Below are 24,490 nucleotides of genomic sequence, written 5' to 3'. Positions count from 1 at the left end.
GACTCCGGTGGGTAAGTCGAGGGAGGGGGGAGGCGAACTCGCTAACGCTCGTCGCCGGCGGGAGAATAATAATCGATGCTGGAGACGGCATCGGGATCGGTCTGTCGTCCCGACCGCAACGCGACCCGTCGCAGGCAGGTGTCGGTATCCAGCAGCCCAACCACTTTATGGTCGCTGTCGAGGACGGGGATTTGTGTGGTGCCACGCGGCATCCCGACCAAGACCTCTTCTAACAGGTCGTTTTCGTCGACTGTGATCGTGTCCCATTGCATGATCTGTCCGACGGTTTGCTGTGAGGTGTTGGTTTGCATCGCGGTGGCCAATTGTTCCAACGGCAGCACTCCACGATAGACGCCGTTATCGACGACGGGGAAGGTGCGTTGCAATTGATCTGCCGCGCGCTCCGCGAACTCGGCGACGGGGCTGTCGATCGATGCGACGCAGAATTGCCGCAGCATGGCATCGCGGACGCGAAGATCCTTCACTTGTGATGCGATATCGACCTGCCGATACTCCATCATTCCAACCCAGAAGATAAAGGCGGCGATCAGTGGAATGAAGGGCTGGTTGTAGGTTAGGCCGAGGACAAACAGCACGACCGCAATCACTTGCCCCAATCGCATCGCCATCCATGTGGCCCGGCGATGGTTGGTAAACATCGATGCGATCGAACGGAAGACGCGGCCGCCATCCATCGGGAAGGCGGGGATCATGTTAAACACGATCAGCGCGATGTTCACCGCAAACAAACGATGGGCGAACATGTTGCTGTCGCCGCTGTCGGAAAGATTGAAACCGTAGACCGCGATGATCCCGATCCCCAGGCAGGTTGCGATCAACACGTTGACGGCCGGCCCGGCAACGGCCACGATCAATTCTTGCCACGGTTCTTGCGGCATCCGTTCTAGTCGGGCGACACCGCCGATCGGCAGCATCGTGATGTCGCGCGTCCCGACGCCAAAGGCGCGAGCTGCCAGCACGTGTCCGTATTCGTGCAGGATCACACACGTGAACAGCAGTACGACAAAACCGAGAGTCAGCAGGACGTCGATCCATTGGCCCCCGTTGCTCCATTCGGAATACGCGATCCAAGCGGGCAACAGAAAGAAGCTCCAGTGGATGAACAGTGCGATACCAAAGAAAGTTCCCAGCTTGAAGCGGCGCGACATCATGGATGAGTTCTAATTTACTGGGGCTTAGGAAAATTGGTTGACGATCGCAGCCTGGCGTGTGCGTCGAGGATCGTCGCGGGACGGGCGTTGGGGGCGGTGACTTCAGCATACCGCCTGGACAGACGGCTGACAGCCACCGGGGATCAGCGTTCGATCGCAATCGGGTAGATCAATACTCGTTTGCTGTTGCGATCCTCGGCTTGCAGGGTCATCGTGGTCCCCAGCAGTTCCTTGCCGTTCTCCCAGACAAAGTCTTTGGCAACCTGTTGTTGAGGCCCCACGGTCAATTGGTGCCGCTGATGACGCCGCGTCTGCGACTGGGTCAACATATAGCAATTGTAGTCCTGTTGGTGGTCGGACAAGTTGATCAAATTGACGTTTACGATCAATGCGCCCGAGGGATCAAAGCGGATGCTCGGTTCGATTTGAATGTCTTCGGGGCCGACGTCCAGGTCGCGCCAGATGCTGAAACGGAAGCGTTTTTCGACATCGATCAGGAAGTCGAAGCGAACCCGTTCGCGGCCGATCGCCGCATTGCTGCGGAGCGCCACGTCGACCGACGCATCGACCGTCGCGTTGTTGGCGATATTGACGGTCGTCGGCTGTTGCTGCCCTTCCCAGGTGACGGGGGTCTGCAGCGTATAGCGACCGTTGATCGCCGATTCGAACGTGTTCTTTAAACGCAGATGCAGCGTTTGGCGTCGTCCGGGCAGACTCTCCAATCGCGTCGGTTGCAGATCGGCCGCCAAGCGGAATTTGGCGATCGCTGGGTGGATGTTGGTTAGAAACGTTGGCAGCGTTCCGACCGGAATGATCTGGCGTCCGTCGGCATCGGTGGCCACGTCGCTGGTCCGCCCCCAGACGTCGATCTGTTGGACGCGGTCGCCCAGATAGATTCGTTCCTCGGTCGGTTCTTGATTCCAGAGCACCATCACGGCTTGGTCGTCGCCGGACATCACGACATTGTTGCTGCGGTTGGGCATCTGAAGCGAACCCTCGTGCTTCATCGCACCGATTAGGGTTGCGGTCGTTCGCCAGGGCAACAGCATCTCGCCCGGCGTCGCGTCGGGATTTAAGATGCCCAGTTCCGAATTGAACGGGTTGGAGACAAATGCGATCGGCACGTTGTGGCGACGGACCGTCAGCATCCGACCGACCAGGTCGCGAATGCGATCCTCCAGGCTGTAGCGATCGGCGCGCAACGGGTCGAGCGTGAGCCATTTTTCCAAGCCGTCGGGATCCATCGCCTGCAAGTTCGCATCGAGTTCGGCGCTGGTGTACGGTTCGGTTTCGGACAAACAGATCGCTTTCCAGCCGCCGGTATAATCGGTTGGCATCGGATCCAACCACGGCCACGGCAGGGCGACGCGAATCGGTTGCCCAAAACCTTGCAGCCCGCGGCGGATCTCATCGATCGTGTCGGCGAGATTCGGATGTCGCAGGAAACTGTAATCCCCTTCGCCACCGATTTGCCACCATGTGGTTCGCATCGAGAGACGCGTTAATAGGGCTTCCAACTGGGGTTGCCAGTGGGCCGGGTCGCGCAGCAGCGGCGCCAACGGCTTTCGAGCCAGCGGGTCGTTGTGAGTGCGTGGTTCGTGAGGCGGTTGGTCCAACATCCCCACGCTTTTGATGCCCCGTTCCTGCAATCGCTCCATCAGCCAAGCCAAATCGTCGGCACCTTGGGCATCGTCCTGCTCCAGCCAGCAAGGATATTTCACCCAACCGACGCCACATTGTTGCAGCCACAGTGGCAGTTCGCGGCGGGAAACCGGCGCGTGTCCCGAACCGAGCGTCCATCCGAACGGACCGCTCTGCCCCGTCAGCGGCTCCAGGACGGCCAGCGTCGCCGTGGAGGTATGCGTTTGCGTTTGGTCGGCGTACAGGTCGACGTGTACTCGGTAAAATCCTGGCCCCAGCGATGGCAGTTTCCAGGTTTGTGTCAGCGATTGCTTTGTCGTGGCGGTGGGGTCTTGCTTGGGCCGCGGGCCATGTAGTTGTTGGGCTGTTGCGTCGTCGGTCAGCGGTGCCTCGTACTGGGCCAGTGGTTCCCCCATCGAGCCGTGCAATCGAAAACGCAAGCGCGTGACAGGTTCGGCCAATCCCGAGACGTGGCAGGTGGCCATGGCGGGTTGCCCGACCGAATAGATCCCTCGCGGTTGGTCGGTGGTAACTTGCAGTTGGGGCAAGCTTTCGATGCGAATGTTGTCGAAGCCCGCTTCGCCGTAGATGTCCGCTTCGCCACGCGGTTCGACGTGCAGTCGGGCGATGATGTTGGCGGCCTCGTGCGGCGGGGGGACCGCCGGCAGGGAGACCTGGGTCCAGTTGGTATCACCACTGAACTTGGGGGTCGCATGGGTTCCGACGACCTCGCCGTCGGCATCGACAAACAGGAACTCGATCCAGGCTGAATCGTGCTGCAGCCCTTTTGTGGAGATTGAACCGACAAAACGATAACTGTAGATCGAATCGACCGGGACGGGGGGGCTTTGCACCACCGCCGCTCCGCCGTTTAACTGGACTCGCAGGTAGCGGTCGACCAACTGTTCGGCAAACAGCCAATCTCGGGGCATCCCCATTCGCTCGGCGAACTTTCGGTAGGGCCTAAATTGGTGGTCCGCCCGAATCGCCGCTTCCATCAGTTCGGTCGACTTGGGGACGATTTCAATCGACAGGTAGGCCGGGTACTGCGGCCCCTGGCGTCGTCGCCAATTGTCGGGCCAGTTGTCGTAATTGACGTCGTTGCTTTGATCGAACGACCACTGGGTGACCGTTTTGGCAGCCGGAGTGGATCCCTTCGCAGCGGCGGGGCTGGCGATTAAAATTGTAGCGACGAATATCGCAAGCAATCGCACCGCCGCTGGCGGAACGAACCGGCAGCCTCTGGGGGCTGCGATCGATGCGTTGGGGAGCGATTTTCGTTTCAAAATCTCAATCCACTTTCTGTTGGCCTCGATGCCGCTTAAAGTGGCGCCTTTCTAGTATTGGGGCTGACACAAATCGGGTCAGTCCTCACCGCGCGGAGTCTAACGAAACTAACGTGTCTCAAACTCGTATCGCCGTCCGACTTGGATCTCTGAACCTGCCCTTTAAGAAAGCTTTGCTTATGGCGGCAAAGATGGGAGCCGGTGCTGTCGAAATCGACGCCAGAACCGAGCTGCGTCCAGCCGAACTAACCGATACAGGTGTTCGGCAGTTCCGGAAGATGCTGGATGATCTGAATTTGCGGATTAGTTCGATCCGTTTTCAAACCCGCCGCGGCTACGACGTCGCCGACGATCTGGACCGCCGCGTCGAAGCGACCAAGCAGACGTTGCGGATGGCGTTCCGGTTGGGGACCGATGTCGTCGTCAACCAAATCGGCCAAGTTCCCAGCGATCCGGAGAGCGCCGCCTGGGATCAGCTTCGCACCGTGTTGGATGATATCAATCGCTATGGCGCGCACATCGGTGCCTTCTTGACTCCCGAAACGGGGACCGAAGAGGGAGCGGATCTGTTGCGGTTGTTGGACGCCAACGAGGAATCGTTTACGCCGGTCGCCTTCAATCCGGGTAACCTGATCATCAACCGCTTCTCCGCCGGCGAAGCCCTCCGCGTTTTGGGCGATCGGGTTCGATTGATCTGCGCTCGCGATGGGGTTCAAGATCTGGCGGCGGGTCGCGGGATCGAAGTTCCTCTTGGTCAGGGGCTTGCCGATTTTCACGACATCCTCGGCTACATGGAAAACTATCACTATCAAGGTTGGGTCGTGGTGCAACGCAGCGGCGCCGCCGATCCAATCGCCGAGATCGCCGACGCCGTCGGTTATCTGGCCAATATGTAAGCTGGCAACCTTCGAAAGTCACCCTCTGTGCCTCTGATAGAAATCGACCTGCCGATCGATCTGGACCGCGAGCCCCCGCAGGCGACGATCGATTGGCTGCAGCGAGCTAGCGATCGAATCCAGCGTTTTCAAGATCGTTGGGATCGCGCGCCGATCGAACAGTTTGTCGCCTCCGATTTTGAACTGGTTCACCAGTCGCTCGACCTGATCCGCAGCCAGCGGATCGTCTCGGGGAATCGCTTCTGCGAATGGGGCTGCGGTTTTGCTGTCGTCAGTTGCCTGGCGGACGAACTGGGCTGGGACGTGATCGGGATCGAAGCTGAAGCCGATCTGATCGTCGAGGCGCGGCGGACGATCGCCGACCTGCAAGCGTCGGTCGAATTGTGGCACGGAAACTTTCTGCCCGATGGCAGCGAGCGACTGGCCGACGACCTGGGGCTACCCTCGCTGGGACATTCCGAGGATAGTGTGTATCCGGAAATTGGTTTGTATGTGGATGACTTCGATCTGATCTTCGCCTACCCTTGGCCGGGGGAAGGCGACTTTTTAGAGACGGTGTTTGAAAAGTACGCCGAAAACGGGGCCTGCTTTTTAACCTTTTGCGGCCCCTACGACATGAGACTCGTTCGCAAAGTGCCCAGATAAATATGACTGTGAATCAAATCGAAGGTGGCGTGATCATCTTTCACTTCCGCGACGGACCGCTGCAAGGCGACACGGTTCGATCCGACGTGGCGACCGATCGCGACAGCACCAACGCCGCGACTACCTTTTGGGCGATGACTCAAGGTGGCAAGATCGGGCGGACGCTGAAGACGACCGGTGGCGGCACGATCGGCGACCTGTTGGCGGGCGGAGTTCCGTTGGACGGCAAGCAGTCGGGCACCGCCAAGCATTTGTACCGCGTTGTCGATCGGACCGATTCGCCCAAGCAGATCGAGATCTTCGTGGAATTCGTCAAGTCGCTGGCGAAAGAGTAACGGAACCACCCAACCCTCAGGCAGGTACGCCGCATGAACACTCCAACCAACAAGCCACGCAACCTGGGCGACGTGCTGCGAGAATTCGCTCAGCATCAACAGACGATGCGGCAGGAATTGAGCAAGGTGATCGTGGGGCAGAACGAGGTTGTCGAGCAATTGCTGGCGGCGATCTTCACTCGCGGCCACTGTCTGTTAGAAGGTGTTCCCGGCCTGGCTAAGACGCTGATGGTCAGCACGCTTGCGAAGATCTTGGACGTCGATTTCAAGCGGGTCCAGTTTACTCCCGACCTGATGCCGTCGGACATCACCGGCACCAACGTGATGGAGGAGGACCCGAACGGCCGCCGCGAATTCCGCTTTATGGAAGGGCCGATCTTCACCAACGTCTTGTTGGCCGACGAGATCAACCGGACTCCGCCCAAGACCCAAGCGGCGTTGCTGCAAGCGATGCAGGAACGCGAGGTCAGTGTCGGCAATACGACTTACAGTCTGCCCGATCCGTTTTTTACGATCGCCACGCAGAACCCTGTCGAGCAAGAGGGAACGTATCCGTTGCCCGAAGCTCAACTGGATCGCTTCATGTTCAACATCAAAGTCGACTATCCGTCGGCGGCTGAGGAGGAACAGATCCTGACCAACTCCACCCGCGGCGAGATCGTGGTACCGAACAAGGTCCTGTCGGGGCGGGCGATTCTGAACGTGCAGAAGTTGGTGCAAAGCGTGGCGGTCAGCCCGTATGCGATCAAATACGCATCGATGTTGGTCCGCGCCACGCGGCCTCGCGATCCGTCGGCTCCCGATTACATCAAGGAGATGGTCGACTGGGGTGCTGGTCCGCGAGCTGGTCAGTTTCTGATCAACGGTGGCAAAGCGATCGCCGCGATGGATGGACGCTTCAGCGTCGACATCGACGATATGCGGCACGTGGCCGTTCCGATCCTGCGGCATCGCGTCAGCACGAACTTCCAGGCCCAGGCCGAAGGGGTGACGACCGACGACTTGGTCGCTCGACTGATCAAAGACGTCCCCGTTCCCGAAGCCCCCAAGTTCGCTCAATGATCCACCGTTAGGTTCGAAACCCAATGTCCGCCGAAAGCTATCTGAAGCCGGAAGTTCTGAACCAGATCAAGCGTCTGGATCTACGCGCTCAGATGGTCGTTCGCGGTTTTTTGCAGGGCCTGCACGCCAGCCCATACCACGGGTTTTCGGTCGAGTTCAGCGAGCATCGCCGCTACAGCAAAGGGGACGACCCCAAGACGATCGATTGGCTGGTCTACGCCAAGACCGACAAGTATTACGTCAAACGATACGAATCGGAAACGAATCTGACAGGCTATCTGATGATGGACCTCAGTCGATCGATGGGGTTTACGCATCGCCAGCAGTTTTCGAAGTTTGAATATTCGATCTGCCTGGCCGCGTCGCTCTGCTATCTGATGATCATGCAGCAGGATCCGGTGGGGCTGCTGACGTTCAGTGACAAGTTGCGAGCGAATCTGCCGGCCCGCAGTCGTCGCAGCCAGGTGACCGATCTGTTGGCCCAGCTTTCGCGGCTGAAGCCCGAAGGGGAGACCGACCTCGGCGACAGCTTGCACCGCGTCGCGGCGATGTTGCCACACCGCAGTCTGTTGATGATCTTCTCCGATCTGCTGGGTGATCCCGAGCCGGTTTATCGAGCCCTTGCGCAATTGCGACACGCCGGGCACGACGTGATTCTGTTTCACATCTTGGACGAATCCGAAGTCCATTTCCCGTACGATGGGCCCGTCGAATTCGAGGATCCCGAAACGGGACAAAAGATGCCTGTCGATGCGACCGAGATCCGCCAGGATTACCTGGAAGCGATCGAAGAGTTTCGCGAAGGCTATCGCGAGCGGTGCAGCAAGTTGCGAGTCGATTACGTGCCGCTGGACACCAGCATGCCCTTCGACAAAGCCCTCACGGAATACCTCGCCAGCCGTCAATCGCGGTTTTAGAGCTCCGGTCCAATGGCCGTCGGAACGTTTGGAGCCTGGTTGGGTTTGGCGGGGCGAAGCTCCAGCAATTTGCCTAGCCCAGGCCAACGGCCTGGGAATGGTGATCGTAGCATCCGATCGGTAGGGCCAATGGCCCGGCAATTTGTTGCGTTCGGATCGATCGGCGAACAAATCGCCGGACCGTTGGCCCTCGCGGTGCCTGGGCGCGATGTGTTCCCAGGCCGTTGGCCTGGGCAAGGCAAATCGCCGGGCCTTCGGCCCGGCATCCGGAACACTGAGATAACTCCGTTCGTCGCTAGACCATTCATTCGCTCAGCGAAGGCGACATCTTAGCGGTTCGCTGCTGCAGCAGGACTTCAGCGGGAATGCCCAGCTGGTTGACTAGATTTCGAATCATCGTCAGCGAAAGCTCTCGTTTGCCGTTGAGGACTTCGGACACTTTGCCCTTGCTGCCAAAGATTGGCACCAGGTCTTTTTGCTTAAGGTTTCCCTGCTCCATCCGAAAACGGATCGCTTCGATGGGGTCGGGCAAATCGATCGGGAACTCCTTGCTCTCATAAGCGCCGATGAGTAGCAACCAGAGCTCTAGCTCGTCGCCTTCGGCTGTGCCCGGCTTTGCGGTGAACAGTTCTTCGACTCGGGCGAGCGCGCGATCATGCTCCGCGGCCGACTTGATGAGCCTTGGATGTAATGGCTCAGACCTTTTGCGCGTCGATTTTGTCATATTCTGCATGCGTTCCAATGAAGCGGATATAGACGGTGTAGTACTCGTATTTGATCCAGGCGACCAATCGGTAACCGTTGCCGCAGATATTGAACACAACTCGTCCGTCCTTGAGGATGCTTGCGTTGCCATACTTGGCTTTGACGTCGGCAGGCGAGGTCCAGCTGGCTGCGTCGGCTTCTGCATACCAGGCCTTCAGTTGCTCCTCAGCCCGAGGGTATTTCGTCCAGAACTCGACCAAGGTTTTGCGGGCGATGATCCTCATGAATTATCGGTTGCTCCCTGGGCGAAGTCAATGTGAAAGTTCCCGTTTTGGGAACTTCTGTCCCCCGGGCCTGCCCTTTCTCCACGGGTATATCCTAGCAAATCGTTCTACTGGATGGTCGATCCGCCACTTGCTATCTGCGAATATGTGGAACGCAACCCGTCCCCGAAGGGATCGCAGATCGATGTGCGCCCCCGTCGGGGACGGCGTTCGATTTCGCGATTCGTTCCGGTGGTATTCGCTGCGCTCAAACCACCGGCTACCTTCTGGGGCCGCTTCGCAGTCCATTGGCCGCCGAACGCTATTCGGGCCAAGGGCCGTCGGCGGTCATTTCGGCGCCGGTCTTGGGGCAGCGGGTGGCGCCTGGTTTTCGGTTGATCTGTTCGACCGATGGGATCGCGTGCCACTGCTGGCACTTTGGGCAATAGAGTGCCGGTTGCAATGTCCGTTTGCCGGTGACCGGGTGGACGGCGGGAGTTTGCATGACGGTGTCGGCGACAACCGCTTGCATCGTGTCGATGTCGACGTAGACCGATTGAGTGACCTCGGCGACCGGCGGTGCGGTCTCGCCGCAGCCGATTGCAGTTAGCAGAAATAGGCAGGCGGCAGCTTGGCGGATGTTTACTTTGGCGGACATCGATCGAACTTCCAGGGAAGGCGTTGGGTGCGAATAGGAACTCGGCGGGCTGGCGTGCCTACTCGCGATCGTACAGTTCGTCTTGCAACGCAGGATCGTCCAAGTGTCCGCCGCTGACATAACCCAGCTTTTTCTCGTCGATTAGTGCGGCTTGTTCGGCTGACATGTAGTTGGTGCCGGGGACATCGATCTTGAAATGTCGCTGCCGCGATTCGACGTGTCCGTCCAGGAAGGCAACGTTCGCTGCGCCGTGATGGCGGAAGTGAACGTTGGGGAAGTTGTGGCTGGGAGGGTCCAACAACCAGTTCTCTTCAAAGCTGTAAGCTGGCGGCGAGAAGGAGACAAGTTTGACTTGGGCGCTGTCGGCAAAAGCGACTGTTGCACTCATCGAACGGACCTCGGCAAAACGGCGGACCATCGGTTCGGGATTGGGGACCGCGGCGTAAGTTGGCGGCAACCAATCGACCCCCGAGGACCGCGAGAGGTTGTAGCCGTTGAATCCAAAGCCCGACGCGGGCAAGCCGTATTTGACGGTGTCCATCTGGCCGGGGCCAAAGTCGGGGCATTGGAACGATGTGTAGCTGGTCTCGATGAACGGGGCCAAAGGGCCTTGGGTGTAATCGAGTTGTTGGTTCGGATCGGGTTGGTCGTAGTCGACGGTTCCGAACCAGAACTGTGCCTTGCCCTGAGCTCCCGAGTAGGTCGCCAAGTAATTGATCCGGGCTTGATCTTCGACGACGTAGGGGATCATCGTCTCGCGGTAGGTGTCGGCATAATTATGCAGCGCCAATGCGATCTGTTTCAGTCGGTTTTTGCACTGCATGCGGCGAGCTGCTTCACGGGCTTGTTGCACGGCGGGTAACAGCAATCCAACTAGGATGCCGATGATTGCGATCACGACCAGCAGTTCGACCAGCGTGAAGCCGGCGCGGCGCGTGTTGTTCATTTTCATGGATGGAAAGATCTTTCGAGCCGACTGCCACGGTGGCTCTACGGTTCGCAGCCCCTACCGGCACAGAGCATGAGCGAAGATCGAGATCTTTCGTCGCTCGCACGATTGCCGGCCAGTGCCGTTGCAGCGCGAGCGCGTCTGAAAAATCACGTCCGCTCCCTGTTCCCCGAGGGTACGACGCTATTGTGCGATGACAGCTGGGCAGGTCTTCTGGCTCCCGGTTCAGCCTCGGCTTATGCCTTCCCGCAACCGCGATCTTCATGATCGCATCGGTCACAGTGGCAGTGAGTTAAGCCTCGTCCCCGGTTACAGCGGCGGGACCGCAACGGATTTGCACCGTTTTCCCTATTCTCCGAGCGGACCACAAGTCGACGCCCGGCACCCATGTCGCGGTCGATTCTAACAGCGGCCCTGCGACAGTCAATCGCTGATCTCGCGTGGCAGCTTGCGGTTGGTCGGCCGATTCGCGAACGCAGCATCTTCCGCGGCGGGGATGGATCCCCCCCGGAAAGCACGCTCATCGCGGGACGCTCAGACAACTAAAATGATCCATCGACAGCGTCGCCAGGATCGCTTCGATCTGACTTTGCATGCTTGGATCTTGCTGCATCGCGGCCCTAAATTGCTCGGCCGCCAGCCGCGTCTTTTGATGCTCGCGATAACACTGGGCCAACAGAAAGTGATGCTCGCCAGTCGGTGCGATTTCGACAAGCTGCTGATACGCCTGCTCTTCCAGCAATCGCATCTGCAGTCGCCGGGCGGCGAATCCAACACCTTTGTATCCGCTGACCAGTCCCGACCGCTTGGCATCGCCATCGGGCTGCGACATCCAGAACTCCAGCGACCGCCGGTAAGCCGCCATGCTCTCTTCGGGCCGCTCCATCCGCTGGAAACAGAGCCCCTGATAATCGAGGGCCACCGGATGGAAGTTGGCTCCGCGGGTCAACGGCTCGATCCGCCGCAGCGCTTCGTCGTGGCGTTCCAATTGGACCAGCGTCGTGATCTGCTGGGCAAGCTCTCCCAACGAAGTCGGCTCCGTCGCGGTTGCCAGTTGATCGATCAATTGAGTGCGTCGCTGTTGCAACTGCGGCAACAGAGTCACAAGCGGAGTCCCGTCAATCGTTTGCGTTGGCGCCAGCTGACTCAATTGATCCGCTTGTCGCGCGGCCAACGCAATCCGCTGGTTCTGCAGCGATTCGGTCAACGCTTTCTGTAAGTCGGTGGCGACCGCGTGCGCGTAAACTGCGGGAACCAAGATCCACAGCCCCGCAAAGATCGCCCGACGCGGCCACGCCGAAACGACGCGTTCGATAGCGCCGTGAAACGACTGTGGCTGGTCGCGCTTGCGACGATCGCCAGCGAGGCGAGCGACCAGGTTCGCAAAACCAACCGAACCGCTAGCCACACACAAACCGATCGCTCCCCGAATCGCAACGAGACTCCACTCGCTGATCTCACCGCGCGGCGGGGTACTGCTGGCCCAAACCATCAGCGCGACGGCGCTCCCCCAGCCGCAGAACATCGCCGCGGCGCTAATCCCCAGCGAAGCGGAACGCCCACGGCGCAGTAACTCCAACGCCAACGGAAGACTCAAAAATAGCGAGCACACCAAAACGTCGACTCGCGCAAAAACGAGGATCGCATCGCCGGCTGGCGTCCGCCATTGCAACAGCAGACCGACCGACGAGGCGACCGCGAGCAACGCGACCGCGTGGGGGAGTAACATTCTAACGGCAGGTTGAACCGGCGACATCATGCAGCCTCCACCGCCAGGTCCGCGCGGGATCGTTTGGGCGACTTCCAGATCAGGCCGTCGAAACAATAGTGCCAAAAGGCAACGATCATGTTGACCAACAACCAGACCTCAAAGTAACCGCGTGACAACAGGTAATTGCCCACGCCGATCAGCACTACAAACGCGACCAAGAACAGCATCCACATCCCGGCCAGATAAGCGAACACGCCAGGCTGGGCTTCGCCAGCACTCGCGGTCTTGCCTCGCGACTGCTGCACGCTCCAGGTGACGATCGCCAGGTATTCCAGCGAATGGAAGATCGCCGACGCCAAGGCGAGGCGGAGAACCAATTGACTGTCTTGCAGATGGCTTGCGTACAACATCGCGGTGAACAACCCCATCATGCTGGCCAGGTAGGCAAAGCTGGCGATACCTGAAGCGGCTAGCGAATGCATCTGGAACAACTGCCGCAGCACGAAGTAGAGCGGGATGCCGGCAACGATCAGATCCAGCGGCGCGAAGGCATCCGATCCGGGAAAGGGTCCCTCGGTCCATCCCCACCCGGCCACGCGAGCGATCACATACAACACGAATCCACGAAACAACGCCTTCTCGCCCCAAGACGCTCCGTTATCGCGATGCTGCGGTTGTCGACGCTGGTAGATCCGATAGATGCCGTGATGTTGAGACGAAAAGTGCCAGGCGTTCCAGATGTAATCGATCACGCCCAGGCACAACAGCGTGCCGGTTCCGAATCGCAGACACAAACAACCGGCAACGATCGCTAGCGCCAGTCCGATAAAGAGCCCTCGCCGGTCGGCTGTCTTCTTTTTGTCCAGACCCACGAGAACCAACGTGATCCATCGATGCGGCGTGGTGATAAAGTAGATCTGCCAAAACGTGAGGCTCTGATGCGTCGTCGCGCCGCCGAAACCATCGATAAACAGGATCAACGGCCAGCAGATGTTGGCGATGAACAGCAGATCGATCAGCGGCGAGAACAGGAAACCGCTGGCCTGATCCCGCGCCGCGGGAACTGCTGCGACGCGCGATCGCACGGGCATCGGGGAAACTTCGGCGCTCAAGGCTTCACCTGCGGCGTGGAGTGTTTTGGTGCGAGAGCCTCGTGAATTCGGATCTCGTGATCATGGAACGCGATCCCCGCCGTCCACTCGGTGGCGGGCATATGACAATCGATGCAATCCCCTTGGGGGCTGGCGGTGCACAATGAATCGCGGCCCGGTTGATGGCACTGCTGGCATTGCTGGATGTAGACGGTGCGGTCGTGCGAGACGGTGTCGTGAGGATCGTGGCAGGTCGAACAGGTTAGTTTGTCGGGCGATTCGAGATAACAACGACTGCGTTTCAAACCATACGGCTGGAAACGAACCAGTTCGTGCGGCTGCGCCGTCGGCGAGACCGAACTCTCGTCGCGATGACACTGGGCACAGGCATCGATATAAGCCTCGGCAGATGCATACTGGACCAACGGTTTGGATTCTTCGCCGCGTCCCTGATGCGCGAGTAAAGCGTGCTGCTTCCGCGGCCCGTGACAGCGTTCGCAACCTACGTTGGCGACATACAGATCGTTTTGAATCGGCAGCTGAGCCGGCGGGCCGACGGTGGTGTGGCAACCAAGGCAGCTGCGAACATCACCGGCGTCCATCGGCCGACCGTAACACTGCAGCGATTTGGCTTCGTATTGATCGAACTTTTCGTGTTCCGGTGTCAGCCCGATCCCGTCTCGATTGGCAAGGAAGGACCAACGCATTTCCACCCCGCGTTGAGCTTGTTGGTCGACGAAGATCGGCGTCTGAGCATGCGTCCCCGAACCGAGCAGCCAGGTGACCGGCAGCGCTGGCAGATCGGGATCGTCGGCGTCGCGAACCATGAAGCGATTGCTGTGCGAAGTGAACTCAAACGTCTGGGAACGCCGCGAGTCGCGGTAGGGCTGGCCCGCCAGCAGTTCGGATGCGAAGTCCGATTCGAGCATCGCCACTGCGGTGCGAGAGTGTCCCGAGCGTCGCTGCGCCGCAGCCTGCTTGGGATGACAACTGGCACACGCCGCATCGCCGGCAAAATGCTGGTCGATCATTCGCTTCCAGGCGGCCGCTTGTGGGGATTCCGCCGGCGATCCGGATGTCGACGCAACCGCCGACGCGTCGGCCGATTGGACGGGGGGGACCGGCCAGATTGCATCGGCCACAAAGATCGCGACGACGCCAAACGCCAACAAGATTCCGATCGCCGCAGCGGCCGGAATCTTGGTCGTCGGACGAATTCGCGGCGAGGCGTTTTCACCCGCCGCTGCAACCGTCCGCGTCTTTGGACTAACTTTTTCGCGTTTCAACGACTAGCCCAACGGTGCGTCTTTGATCTTCCAAGTGTCGCCATTTCGCTGCAATGTCCAGACCTGTTCGGTCTCGGTTGCATCGGAAGGCTTTTTGCTGCCACCATCTTTTCCGGTTGTGCTGTAGACACCGCCGAAGATTTTGACTGGCACGGTTGCGCTGTCACCGTCGACTGTCGCATCGCCGACAACTTGGAAGCCACGCGCTCCGTAGTCTTTGCGATTTTCGGGAGCAGCCCCGGCGACAAATGCTTTGGCAAAGCTTGCTTCATCGCCCGCGGCGTCGCCCAAGCCTTCGACTTGAGCATTCAAGTTTTGAGCATCGGTCACTTGGACCGGATCGGTTGAACCGCAGCCGATCAGGACGGGAGCGACCAACAGAGCAACGATAAACAATTGGCTAACGTTTTTCATGGACCTAAAAGTGTTTAAGGGAGTTTGAGTTTTATGGGGGAGGATTCATGGGGCGACAACAAACAACTAGCGGCGCGGGCGATCGTTGCCTCGCGACCGAGGTCGGCTGCTGGAATCCCAGCAGCTCGCCCCGTGTGTCGCCATCGTTTCGTTGTGACTTATTCCGCGACGACTTCGCCGTTTTGGGCGGTGTTCAACGGACGCCAGACGGCGACGTTATCGACGGTCTCGGAGAAGAAACGAACCGATCCATCGGCCATCGCGGTGTTGACGCCTCCGGGATGAAAGCTTCTCGCCGCGGCATAGACGTTTTCGGTGTCGCGTTCTTCGGTACAAGCCAACAGAGGAAAACGGTCGTCTGGGATCGTTTCATCGCAGGCGGCGATCACATCACGCTCGCGCGAGTTGGGATTCAGGAAGGCGCTGAAAATCGTGGCTCCCATCGCTGGCGACATCCAAACGCCGCGGATGTCGGTGCTGGAGGTTCCCGTCAGCCCGTCGCTGCCAATGATCTCGCTCAATGCCACTGTGTTGCTCAAGCCATCGATAAAGTCTTGGCTGCCCATCCCCTTGGAATGCTGGTAGCGATCGGCTCTGGAAACAGCGGGAGTGTTAAACTTTTCCTGCGTCGTGTAGTAGGTGCCAAATGCACCGCGGGTGGCACTGCTTTCCCAGGAGAGCATGTTGCCCGATCCCCAGCTGGCAGCATAGTTGCTACCTTTGCCCAGAGCTTCGAGGCCGTAGCCGCCGTCGCTGAATTGCTTGGAGAGCGTCACTGCCGATGGGCATCGCGAAAACGCAGGCAACTGTTCACGCCCGAAATGGTTTGGATCCATCGATTCGCAGTGGTCGCATGGATTCTGAGTTCCGGTCGGCCGAGCGGCTTCACATTCTTCCACCAGCTCCCACAGCCCGGGTTGTTCGACGTATGGCAGCAGCATTGCCAGCCAGTGCCACCCCATTTCATTCTGGCCGTGTTGCCATCCGCCGGTCTTATACCGGTTTGCCGATTCGTCGTAGTTGACCCAGCCCGGTGGCAGGGAGTTGTAGGTATCCATGTGGTTGTGCAACGCCAACCCAAGTTGCTTCATGTTGTTCTGGCATTGCATCCGCCGAGCCGCTTCGCGAGCCGCTTGGACGGCGGGCAGCAACAGCCCGACGAGGATGCCGATGATCGCGATCACGACCAACAGTTCCACCAAGGTAAAACCAAGACGCTTGTGACTTCTCGAAGCCGAAGCTTTCTGTTGAAAACGATCCACAGTGAGGGTGCTCCTGATATGAGTTCGGATGAAAGGAAGTCGGCGCTTGGGGAGAGTGAACTAATTAGCGCAGAGAGCGCAACGACCGTTGCGCGTGACTTCTTTCGACGGGAGCAAGCTAGATGAAGATTGTGAGACGAACGTTGCGTTTGTGTGAAGATAGCGTTAACGGCAATCTTCAAGAATCAGGCAACATCGCAGCGGGGAAATCGACAGCACACGCATCGAATTACAGTGGGGAATGAGACGGTAAGGTGCGCTCCCCCGACATGGAATTTCAAATAATTTTCCTGCGAGGCAACCCTGTGTTGGCCCGGTTGTTCGCACTGTGGTGCGCAGTGGTGTTCCATCGTGGTGGGTTCTGGGGGCGTTTTGTCGGCAGCGTGAGCTAGGGGCGTGCGGTGACAGTCAGCTTGGTTTGATATTGTTTCCCCTCACGCAGTAGAACCACAGCCACCTCTTGGCCGATAGGAGTTAGCCCCACTTGGTTGACCAGGTGGTCATCGTCCTCGATCTCAACGCCATTAAACGATTGGATCAGGTCGTCGTGTTGCAGACGCCCCTGCGCCGCTGGCGAATTGGGGGTGACCTTCTTAACTAATGCCCCCCGTGGTCGTCGAACACCCAACCGAGTGGCTGTCTTGGGGCCAAAGTCAGGGTCCAGTGAAACCCCTAGGTAGGATCGCTGCAGTCGTCCGGTAGTGGCAAGTTGGCGGGCCACCAGCATCACCATGTTGATCGGAATTGCAAAACCGATCCCCTCGCTACCGCCGCTGCTGCTGGCGATCGCGGTGTTGAGACCGATCACTTCCCCTTGAAGATTCAACAACGGGCCACCGCTGTTGCCGGGGTTGATGGCAGCGTCGGTTTGAAAGAAGTCCTGCAGTTCAATCCGTTCTTCACCCAAGGTCAGGTCGCGACGTCCCTTGGCGCTGATGATACCGAAGGTGACCGAGTGGCTGAGGCCAAAGGGGCTGCCGATCGCGAGGACAAAGTCGCCGATATCGACAAGATCGCTGTCGCCGAGTTGGGCGATTTCCAGATCTTCCCCACGGATCTCCATGATCGCCACGTCGGTACTGGGATCGCTGACGATCCGGATCGGGTTGAGTTCGCGACCGTCGTTCAGGCGGATCGTGACTTGCGACTCTTTGGCACCGAAGACGACATGCCGGTTGGTGACGACGTAGTTCCGGCCATCGATTGCCACAATCGCTCCAGAGCCGGCTTCGTCGAATTCCTCGCTACGGCCTCGCTTGGTTTCTGTCTTGCGCGCTTCGAGATGGACCACGCAAGGTTTGGCTGTCCGGGCGACGTGTTTGACGACCCGGCTCATGCTTTGCAAGACCGCGATTTGGCCTGGGATATCGACCTCGGGGCGGGGGGAGGGGCGATCGTTGACCAGGCTCGCTGGTTGCAATTGAGCGAAGGTTGACGACGTCGAGCCGCAGATGATCGCGACTGCCAGGATCCATCTCGAAAGGTTCATTATTCTGTTTGTCCTGAAATACGAAAGCGTCGATGAGCCGAAGAACATTCACTGCTGCACTGAACATCGGTATTGTGGAGGGCTAGACTTCGCTGGCGTCGATCTAACGTGGACGATATGCAGCATCGACATAACATGAAAAAAGCGAAGCGTTTCCCAAACAGGGAACGCTTCGCTATCAATGATATTTCATGCCGTTGGCGGAGCCAAGTTTGCAACCTATATATAGCTGATCGATAGGTCGCGTTGCTGGCGATCGCGGTTCGCCCACTTTATCCGTTCAGAAATCGCTTCGCGACCTAAACGCTATCGACTTCCGCACCGCCCTGTGGTTGGTTCCAAGACCATCCACCGCCAGTATTGCTCCCTTCGCTTTTGCGTTTGCACTCGATGCACTCAGTCGCATAGGGGACGATCTGGAGCCGGGCGACGGGGATCACTTTGCCACACCCATCGCAGCTGCCGTACGAGCCGTCTCGCATCCGCACAAGCGCTTCGTCGATCTGGCCTAGTTCACGACTTTCGACTTCCGCCAACTGGCTGCTCAATTCGTCCCGCGCGGTGTCCGACGCGGCATCCAACGCATCGCCATGGCTTTGCTCACGCAATTCGTTAAGCGAACTCAAGTCGCCCGCCAGGACTCGGCGAAGTGCATCCCGCCGTCGAACGAGCAATTGTCGCAACTTCAAGATAGCTTGTGTACGTGCCATATCTCTAACAGCCTCAGTTCATTGATGGTTAATCTTTGGATTGCCAGCAGCCGTCTCGATTTCTGCTGTTGAAGACGTCGCTTTGAAGCGTTTTCCGCCAGCGGTTCAACATGTCAGACAGCATTCCGCAGGCTCGTGTTCCTCGGCTTGGTCCGTTGGGTTGTCCGCAGGCAAACTTAACTATAGTGCGCTTTCGCCAAATGGCTTGACTGCGATTCTCGAATTCATCTGGTCGGGGTGGTAAAGTCGGGTCGCAAGTCCTTCACTGACGGATACTTGCGATAGCGTTTCCAGGGTGTCTAGCGTTCTGCTCCGGGAACTTTTTGTGTGGGACAGTTTGAATTCCGTGCTATCACACTCTCTTTTCAACCTAGCGGTTTCTGGGCTGGTTTCTTGGGTTGAGTCGAATGAATTCGACGGGTAGGCAATTGCTAGCCTGCCCTAATCGGCATTTTTAGGACAAAAGGAGGTTGAGAAATCCAAGGAAAGTCGGATCAGTCTGGTTTGGAGGAATGTACGAGCGTTATCGTTCCGATAGAAGAGATGAAGGGATAATCCCCATTGAAGGAATCAATCGGAAGGCAACGACGTGTCCGCACCAGCTAACACCCAAAAGCCAACACAAGATCTGGGCTCCGGTGGCCCCGGTAACGAAGACTATCTGGAATTCCAGGTCGACCGCGTCGGGCATCCCCGCCGCCGGTTGCGATTGAGCGGCCAGAGCTACACCTTTGGGTCGGGCGACGGTTGCTCGGTCCGGCTGGAGGACTCGTCGCTGCGAAAGACGCACGCGATCCTGATCCGCCAACAGGATCGATTGCTGGTCCGCGGGTACGGTATCGCCATCCTGGTCAATGGGATTCGCGTCACCGAGGCGTGGTTGGAAGAGGGGGATAACCTTCAGCTGGGGGACTATACCCTGACCCTGCTGCAAGGGGTGCGGGACTCATCGGTTGTGCAACCGCCAGCCGAACCGGGGCAGGCACCCGCAGCGATGACAATGCCTCCGGGCTCGCCCTTCGCTGAAGCCGCTCGTCACTTTATTCATTCGCCTCGCGAGGGGGCTGAAAGCAGCCGGCTTTCCCGTAATCCTCGCAAGGAGGAGGCGTCCGCCTCCAGCCGTCTGTCGTTTGCTGATGGAATGCGGTTGGTATCCAAGACGACAGCGATGCCGTTTGATGCCGAAGACTATTTTCACCGCGCCACACCGTTGGCCGCAGCTCGCAAGCCCGCCGCGGCCAAGCTTCGCCCAACCGATCCTCAGGAAGTCGCGCGGCTGAAGCGACTCGAGCGGATGCAGGAGCAATCGTCCAAGCATGCCGAAGCGGCGATGGCGTCGAGCGCCGCGTCGACACACGCCGTGGAAACGTTGGCCGACAAGCTGGATTCGCTTTTCGAACAACTGGCCGACAACTCCGAACGGATGCGGTCGGACGCTTTGCAACAGCAATTGGAAACCGCCAACGCCAAGCACGCCTCTCAATTGGAAGCGTTTGTCCAGTTGACCGATCGCGTCAGCGTTTTGGAGACCGCGGTCGATAGGGCTAACCGAGAGGCTCGCCAGCACCGCGAGAAGCACGAACAAGCGCTGATTCGCATCCAACAGCTCGAGTCTCAGCTGAGCGACGCGATCGCAGCACACAGCGAGCGGCAAGCCAGTTGGGAATTGGAGACGGCCGGTCTCCGCGACGCGATCGCCGACCTGAACCGCCAGTTGTCGATTGCGCAGGACGAACTTGCGCAACAGCAGAAGTCGGCTTTGTCGTGGCGTAAGCAGTTGGACGATGCGATCGTTAGCGCCGACAAGTCCGCGGCGGAGCATGCCGAAGCGATTGCCAAGCAGGTCGCCCGGCAAGAGGAGTTGCAGGCGGAACATGCACGCGTTGTCGAAGAGCTTGCGTCGCAACACCGGCAGCAGAACGAAGCGTTAACAGCAGCCCATGCCCAGACGATCGAAGATCTGCGGGCGCAGCAGCAGCGGCTCGAGGCCCAACTGGCCGACGAACTGGCGCAGCACGAAGAGGCTTTGGCCCGCGAGCAGGCTGAGTATCAGCAGGGGATCGCGAATCACGTCGAGCAAAATGAAGCGGCGGCGGCGAAGATCTCGCATCTGGAAGCCGAGCTGTCCGACGCGGTGACGAAATACAAGAATCACCAGCAGGCGTGGGAGTCGGAAGCGAAGGAGCTGAACGCGACGATCGAACAGATCGGTCGCCAGATGGCGCTTTCGGAAACCAAGTTTAATGAACAGCGCGAACGAGCCGATCATCTGCAGACCGAATTGGCGGAGGCCGAGGCGGCTAGCAGCGAAGCGGACGCCGAAGTGCTCGACCAAACCGCGAAATTGAATGAGGATCTGCAGAAGGCACACGATCGCTTGGCGGCGCTGCGCGTTGAACAGGCCGCGCGGCAAAGTTCGTGGCAGCTTGAGCGCGAAGAACTCGAATACAAAATTTCGCATCAAGCGGCTGAGTTGTCGCAATTTGCCGCGCTGCGAGAATCGGTCAATCCGCAGGAAGAAGCGACTGTTGCCAATCGCTTGGCCGCTCGCTTGCAAGCGGAGGTCAATCGCTTGCACCAGGATCAATCGCACGAAACCGAGGCTCCATCGCAGTCGGTTGACGGTGAGACGGATGGTCGGATCGATTCCGGGGCCGACGACGAGCCGTTGGCGTCGAGACAAGATGATTCGCCGTTCGGCGACTCGCACGATTCAGCATTCCACAGCGACGACGACCCCTCCGCAATGGCGCCTCTCGCTGCGTTTTCGATTCCATCGGCTAGCTCCATCGCGGAACCGGAAGTGGACCTGCAAGCAAGCGACCTGGAGAGCGAAGCCAGTTCCTTCGAGGCTGTGGAAGCTCCTCTCGAGCAGAGCGGATCGGAGCCATCGTTTGCAGATTGTGCCACGCCGGATGCATTCGACGGCTCGCGGCCGGAAGACTCCCATGGTGAGGATGGGGTGGATGCGGCGCGCCAGGCGAGCGAAGCTGGCTTGGCCGGGCCTTCCGGAGCCCCGGTTGTCGACGAGGATTCCGACAGCCAACGCAGCGTCTATCACAGCATGACAGCTCCCGATGCCGACTCCGACCACCAGGGGACGTTGCAGATCGATGGGGGCGAAACAACTTGGGAAGCGGGGGCCGATGACGAGGATGTCGCGAATACTTACGTTGTTCAAGATGCCGGTCAGTTGGGGATTGTTGGCAGCGACCCCTCCGCCTTTGCTGAGGGTTTCGAGATCGACGCCGAAAGTTCGGCGGCGTACGGTGAAGAAGCCGTCGCGGGGGACGATGGACGCGAGGCGGTAGAAGGGAATGTTAGTGAGAGTTCGTTCGGCAGCTACGACGAAGCCGCTTGGGGCGACGCTGCGGATGGGCTTGTCGTCGATCAAGGGGACGACGCCGACGAAATCTCTCCTTGGGGCGAGGATGACGATGAGGCGTTGAGTGGTTTGGCGGCGGAGATGATTGGCGAATTCAATCGCGACGCACCTCAAGCTGGGTCGTTTGCTGATTTGTCTGAATCGAGTACCTACGATCCGACGGCTCTGGAATTTGATGCTTCGATGACGATGGGCTTTTCGTTCCCGGTCCCAGCGGATTCGCCGGAGTCGGAGGACCTCGCTTCGGATGATGGGAGTTCGGCTTCAGAAGCCTTCCCAAGCATCCAATCGGCTGCCTCGCTCGATCCGCCGACCGACGAGGACGCGCCAGCGAACGAAGCCGTTTCAGCAATTGCGGACGCCGCGACGGATGAAGCTGATTCGTCGAATGATTTAGCCGACGAAGACTTTGCCGGGCAGACTCAGATGATGCCCGAGGGAGGGTATTCGGTCGCCGCTCCACAAGACGATGTGGAGCCGACTGATGCCGCGTTTGGTCTGCGTCCCGAAGAGGAGTCGAGCCAGGTAGAGTCTCACCGCGAGCCTGTCGAAGAGTCGCAAGTTGTCGATTCCACGATCGACGATTCGCACAGTGCGTCCTACCAGGAGCCACCTCAGGAAGAGTCGTATTACGGTTCGTACGCTCAGGAGTCGCAGGAGGAAGAGTCCCGCGAAGTCGAGTCGTCTCAGAAGCCAGCGCTTCTGCAACGCGAAGTCCCGCTATACGAACCGAACCAGCAATCGGCCCTCGTTCAGGAGGGGATGGGGGCGACCGCTAGCGATGCCGCTGGTGAGGAGGATGAGGATTCGATCGAAGCCTATATGAACCGCTTGCTCAAGCGGATGCATGGCGGGGCGGATGAGCCCGAACCACCAGCTCCCGCAGCACCGCAACCGGGGGCGACTCCGGTGGTGCAGCGACCCGAAGCGGCGACGGACGTCGTCGCTGCGGAGGTCGTTGAGGAGGTCAAGCAGGAGGTGATGCATGAATCGGAGTATGTTCCCCGTAGCGCCGCCCCCGAGCATTCGGCCAACCTGAATGCGATGCGTGAACTGGCCAACAGTTCTGCACGGCAAGCGATCGCCAAAAGTGTTCGCAATCGACAGCGCAGCCAGGCGATCCTGAAACTGTTCCTGTCGGGAGCGTTCATCATGGGCAGCGGCACCTTCGCCGTCCTCGCCCAGCGTCAATTGATGCCTTACAGCCTGGCAGCGGGTGCTTGCGTGCTGCTGGCAGTTTACTGGGGGCTCGGCGGCCTCAAGCTGCTCAAGGGAAGCGGGCCTTCCTCGGGCCGCGAAACCGCTCCCGTGCAGCGAACTGCCGCACCGATCGCTGTCGATGAACAACCGACCAGTAGCGTCGATCAGTAACATCGCCATTGAAACCGGCGACTCTCTCGCGAATCCCCGATGCGGCGGCTGCCAAACCGCTGCTCTCGGTTGGGATTGTTAATATCGCGTGTTATCTGCCCGATTTTATCGTCCGTTCTGAAGAAGAACCGTTGACGAATCGGGATTCTGTCGATTAGGTTGCATCACAGTAATTCAAGCTACGGCAACCTTAAATTAGAGCAGCTAATACTACAGCCCAGCTAATATCACGAGACAATCTTCCGTATATGCAGATCCGAGCACTCCGAGTTTTTTGCGACATCGCCAGCCAACGCAGTTTTTCGCGTGCGGCTGCGGCTCATGGCATGACTCAGAGCGCGGCTAGCCAGATCGTCCATCATCTGGAACAGGATCTATCGGTCCAGTTGATCGATCGCTCCAAGCGTCCGCTGGTCTTGACCGCCGCCGGACAGCTCTATTTCGAGGGGCTGCAGCGGGTTCTGTTCGACCTCCAAACGCTCGACCAGGAAGTTCGTTCGTTTGGCAAACGGCTGGCCGGCCAGGTCGAGGTCGCTTCGATCTATTCGGTAGGGCTCAGCTACATGCCCTCGGCCAAATCGGAATTTGCGGAACGTCACCCCGACGTCGACCTGCATATCGAATTTGTGATCCCCGAGCGGGTTCACGAATCGGTGATGGAAGGGACCGCCGACCTGGGGCTGATCTCGTATCCCAAGAGCACGCGGACGCTGAACTGCGTCACCTGGCAGCGCGAGCCGATGAAGTTGATCAGCGCTCCGGATCATCCTTTCGCCAATCGCCGCGAGGTCCGTCTGGCGGAACTCGACGGCCAACTGATGATGGGTTTCGATCCTTCGTTAAAGGTCCAACGCGAGATCGCTGCCTACTTAACACGAAACGGTATCCGGCCCAAATTTGATACCGGCTTCGATAATATCGATTCTTTAATCCGGGCCATTCAATTGAACAGCGGGATCGGGATTCTGCCCGAGCCCGCGATCCGACGCGAGGTCGCCAACGATTCACTGCGTGTGATTCAGTGCCCCGACCTCGAAATCACTCGACCACTTGGCATCATCTGGCGTCGCGGAGCCCGACTCGGGCCGGCAGCGTTGGAATTTGGTGCTCTTCTGTTGGGTCGTCCTCTAAAACCGGACGAATCGAGTTCTGAAATTCGCCGCCGTGCCGACGCTGAATTGAAACAGCCGGCCGCCTCGGCCGCGACCTAGGCCAGCGCGGGACCCTCTCGGTTCCCGCCAC

Annotated in this window: 20 protein-coding genes and 1 riboswitch; of the genes, 7 read left to right on the top strand and 13 right to left on the bottom strand. The window is 59.0% G+C overall.

The annotated features are described in order from the left end of the window. Positions 1 to 41: 41 nt before the first annotated feature. Both EC9_RS24475 and EC9_RS24470 read right to left on the bottom strand, forming a co-directional pair. The gene (locus EC9_RS24475) at positions 42 to 1,172 is read right to left on the bottom strand and encodes a site-2 protease family protein (protein ID WP_145348624.1); all 1,131 of its coding nucleotides are present in this window, start codon (positions 1,170 to 1,172) and stop codon (positions 42 to 44) included. A gap of 143 nt (positions 1,173 to 1,315) precedes the next feature. Continuing rightward, on the bottom strand, positions 1,316 to 4,099 hold the full coding sequence (locus EC9_RS24470; protein WP_145348623.1) for a hypothetical protein: 2,784 nt from the start codon (positions 4,097 to 4,099) through the stop codon (positions 1,316 to 1,318). A 113-nt stretch (positions 4,100 to 4,212) separates the two neighbouring features. Here EC9_RS24470 and EC9_RS24465 point away from each other — a divergent pair, with 113 nt between their 5' ends. From EC9_RS24465 to EC9_RS24445, 5 genes are read left to right on the top strand one after another with little or no spacing between them, the layout of a single operon-like run. Further along, the gene (locus tag EC9_RS24465; protein ID WP_246105858.1) at positions 4,213 to 4,995 is read left to right on the top strand and encodes a sugar phosphate isomerase/epimerase family protein; all 783 of its coding nucleotides are present in this window, start codon (positions 4,213 to 4,215) and stop codon (positions 4,993 to 4,995) included. A 27-nt stretch (positions 4,996 to 5,022) separates the two neighbouring features. After that, on the top strand, positions 5,023 to 5,640 hold the full coding sequence (locus tag EC9_RS24460) for a methyltransferase domain-containing protein (protein ID WP_145123713.1): 618 nt from the start codon (positions 5,023 to 5,025) through the stop codon (positions 5,638 to 5,640). A 2-nt stretch (positions 5,641 to 5,642) separates the two neighbouring features. Further along, positions 5,643 to 5,975, top strand: a complete 333-nt coding sequence (locus EC9_RS24455; protein WP_145348622.1) for a hypothetical protein — start codon at positions 5,643 to 5,645, stop codon at positions 5,973 to 5,975. Between the two features lie 33 nt (positions 5,976 to 6,008). After that, entirely contained in the window at positions 6,009 to 7,037 is a 1,029-nt protein-coding gene (locus EC9_RS24450) for an AAA family ATPase (protein ID WP_197451446.1), read from the top strand. A 23-nt stretch (positions 7,038 to 7,060) separates the two neighbouring features. Beyond that, positions 7,061 to 7,954 carry a DUF58 domain-containing protein gene (locus EC9_RS24445; RefSeq protein ID WP_145123711.1) on the top strand — a complete coding sequence of 298 codons (894 nt, stop codon included), beginning with the start codon at positions 7,061 to 7,063 and terminating at the stop codon, positions 7,952 to 7,954. Positions 7,955 to 8,258: 304 nt separating this feature from the next. On the opposite strand, the gene EC9_RS24440 is transcribed toward EC9_RS24445, so the two are convergent. The 11 genes from EC9_RS24440 to EC9_RS24390 all read right to left on the bottom strand — a co-directional run bounded on the left by EC9_RS24440 (position 8,259) and on the right by EC9_RS24390 (position 18,492). Next, the gene (locus tag EC9_RS24440; RefSeq protein ID WP_218934408.1) at positions 8,259 to 8,687 is read right to left on the bottom strand and encodes a helix-turn-helix domain-containing protein; all 429 of its coding nucleotides are present in this window, start codon (positions 8,685 to 8,687) and stop codon (positions 8,259 to 8,261) included. Continuing rightward, positions 8,650 to 8,943 carry a type II toxin-antitoxin system HigB family toxin gene (locus tag EC9_RS24435; protein ID WP_145348620.1) on the bottom strand — a complete coding sequence of 98 codons (294 nt, stop codon included), beginning with the start codon at positions 8,941 to 8,943 and terminating at the stop codon, positions 8,650 to 8,652. The genes EC9_RS24440 and EC9_RS24435 overlap by 38 nt, the downstream gene beginning before the upstream one ends. Before the next feature lie 301 nt (positions 8,944 to 9,244). Then, complete coding sequence (locus EC9_RS24430) at positions 9,245 to 9,580, bottom strand: hypothetical protein (protein WP_145348619.1); 336 nt, start codon at positions 9,578 to 9,580, stop codon at positions 9,245 to 9,247. Between the two features lie 58 nt (positions 9,581 to 9,638). After that, the gene (locus tag EC9_RS24425) at positions 9,639 to 10,526 is read right to left on the bottom strand and encodes a DUF1559 family PulG-like putative transporter (RefSeq protein WP_145349334.1); all 888 of its coding nucleotides are present in this window, start codon (positions 10,524 to 10,526) and stop codon (positions 9,639 to 9,641) included. 189 nt (positions 10,527 to 10,715) lie between these two features. Continuing rightward, a riboswitch (cobalamin riboswitch) is annotated at positions 10,716 to 10,933 on the bottom strand. Positions 10,934 to 11,049: 116 nt separating this feature from the next. Then, positions 11,050 to 12,258, bottom strand: a complete 1,209-nt coding sequence (locus tag EC9_RS24420) for a tetratricopeptide repeat protein (protein WP_145348618.1) — start codon at positions 12,256 to 12,258, stop codon at positions 11,050 to 11,052. A gap of 26 nt (positions 12,259 to 12,284) precedes the next feature. Further along, positions 12,285 to 13,331: a hypothetical protein gene (locus tag EC9_RS24415; RefSeq protein WP_145348617.1), complete on the bottom strand. Its 1,047-nt coding sequence runs from the start codon at positions 13,329 to 13,331 to the stop codon at positions 12,285 to 12,287. 17 nt (positions 13,332 to 13,348) lie between these two features. Then, on the bottom strand, positions 13,349 to 14,617 hold the full coding sequence (locus EC9_RS24410) for a multiheme c-type cytochrome (protein ID WP_246105857.1): 1,269 nt from the start codon (positions 14,615 to 14,617) through the stop codon (positions 13,349 to 13,351). Between the two features lie 3 nt (positions 14,618 to 14,620). Beyond that, entirely contained in the window at positions 14,621 to 15,031 is a 411-nt protein-coding gene (locus tag EC9_RS24405) for a hypothetical protein (RefSeq protein ID WP_145123643.1), read from the bottom strand. Positions 15,032 to 15,189: 158 nt separating this feature from the next. Then, entirely contained in the window at positions 15,190 to 16,293 is a 1,104-nt protein-coding gene (locus EC9_RS24400; RefSeq protein WP_145348616.1) for a DUF1559 family PulG-like putative transporter, read from the bottom strand. A 388-nt stretch (positions 16,294 to 16,681) separates the two neighbouring features. Continuing rightward, entirely contained in the window at positions 16,682 to 17,782 is a 1,101-nt protein-coding gene (locus tag EC9_RS24395; protein ID WP_246105856.1) for a S1C family serine protease, read from the bottom strand. 299 nt (positions 17,783 to 18,081) lie between these two features. Further along, on the bottom strand, positions 18,082 to 18,492 hold the full coding sequence (locus EC9_RS24390; protein WP_145348614.1) for a TraR/DksA family transcriptional regulator: 411 nt from the start codon (positions 18,490 to 18,492) through the stop codon (positions 18,082 to 18,084). A 589-nt stretch (positions 18,493 to 19,081) separates the two neighbouring features. Here EC9_RS24390 and EC9_RS24385 point away from each other — a divergent pair. Both EC9_RS24385 and EC9_RS24380 read left to right on the top strand, forming a co-directional pair. Further along, positions 19,082 to 23,248, top strand: coding sequence for an FHA domain-containing protein (locus EC9_RS24385; protein ID WP_145348613.1), 4,167 nt, complete (start codon positions 19,082 to 19,084; stop codon positions 23,246 to 23,248). Positions 23,249 to 23,496: 248 nt separating this feature from the next. Then, the gene (locus EC9_RS24380) at positions 23,497 to 24,459 is read left to right on the top strand and encodes a LysR family transcriptional regulator (RefSeq protein WP_145348612.1); all 963 of its coding nucleotides are present in this window, start codon (positions 23,497 to 23,499) and stop codon (positions 24,457 to 24,459) included. The last annotated feature ends 31 nt before the right edge of the window (positions 24,460 to 24,490 follow it).

It is taken from the genome of Rosistilla ulvae (assembly GCF_007741475.1).
Classification (GTDB): domain Bacteria; phylum Planctomycetota; class Planctomycetia; order Pirellulales; family Pirellulaceae; genus Rosistilla; species Rosistilla ulvae.
Note: the sequence above shows the minus strand (reverse complement) of the source record. Positions and strands in the feature narration are given on the sequence as shown.

What these genes read in the sequence shown, in the direction of transcription:
- EC9_RS24455 (WP_145348622.1), top strand. Translation starts at nt 5,643, where the DNA reads ATGACTGTGAATCAAATCGAAGGTGGCGTGATCATCTTTCACTTCCGC.
- EC9_RS24415 (WP_145348617.1), bottom strand. Translation starts at nt 13,331, where the DNA reads ATGCCCGTGCGATCGCGCGTCGCAGCAGTTCCCGCGGCGCGGGATCAG.
- EC9_RS24430 (WP_145348619.1), bottom strand. Translation starts at nt 9,580, where the DNA reads ATGTCCGCCAAAGTAAACATCCGCCAAGCTGCCGCCTGCCTATTTCTG.
- EC9_RS24390 (WP_145348614.1), bottom strand. Translation starts at nt 18,492, where the DNA reads ATGGCACGTACACAAGCTATCTTGAAGTTGCGACAATTGCTCGTTCGA.
- EC9_RS24475 (WP_145348624.1), bottom strand. Translation starts at nt 1,172, where the DNA reads ATGATGTCGCGCCGCTTCAAGCTGGGAACTTTCTTTGGTATCGCACTG.
- EC9_RS24445 (WP_145123711.1), top strand. Translation starts at nt 7,061, where the DNA reads ATGTCCGCCGAAAGCTATCTGAAGCCGGAAGTTCTGAACCAGATCAAG.
- EC9_RS24440 (WP_218934408.1), bottom strand. Translation starts at nt 8,687, where the DNA reads ATGCAGAATATGACAAAATCGACGCGCAAAAGGTCTGAGCCATTACAT.
- EC9_RS24380 (WP_145348612.1), top strand. Translation starts at nt 23,497, where the DNA reads ATGCAGATCCGAGCACTCCGAGTTTTTTGCGACATCGCCAGCCAACGC.
- EC9_RS24450 (WP_197451446.1), top strand. Translation starts at nt 6,009, where the DNA reads ATGAACACTCCAACCAACAAGCCACGCAACCTGGGCGACGTGCTGCGA.
- EC9_RS24425 (WP_145349334.1), bottom strand. Translation starts at nt 10,526, where the DNA reads ATGAACAACACGCGCCGCGCCGGCTTCACGCTGGTCGAACTGCTGGTC.
- EC9_RS24435 (WP_145348620.1), bottom strand. Translation starts at nt 8,943, where the DNA reads ATGAGGATCATCGCCCGCAAAACCTTGGTCGAGTTCTGGACGAAATAC.
- EC9_RS24420 (WP_145348618.1), bottom strand. Translation starts at nt 12,258, where the DNA reads ATGTTACTCCCCCACGCGGTCGCGTTGCTCGCGGTCGCCTCGTCGGTC.
- EC9_RS24405 (WP_145123643.1), bottom strand. Translation starts at nt 15,031, where the DNA reads ATGAAAAACGTTAGCCAATTGTTTATCGTTGCTCTGTTGGTCGCTCCC.
- EC9_RS24395 (WP_246105856.1), bottom strand. Translation starts at nt 17,782, where the DNA reads ATGAACCTTTCGAGATGGATCCTGGCAGTCGCGATCATCTGCGGCTCG.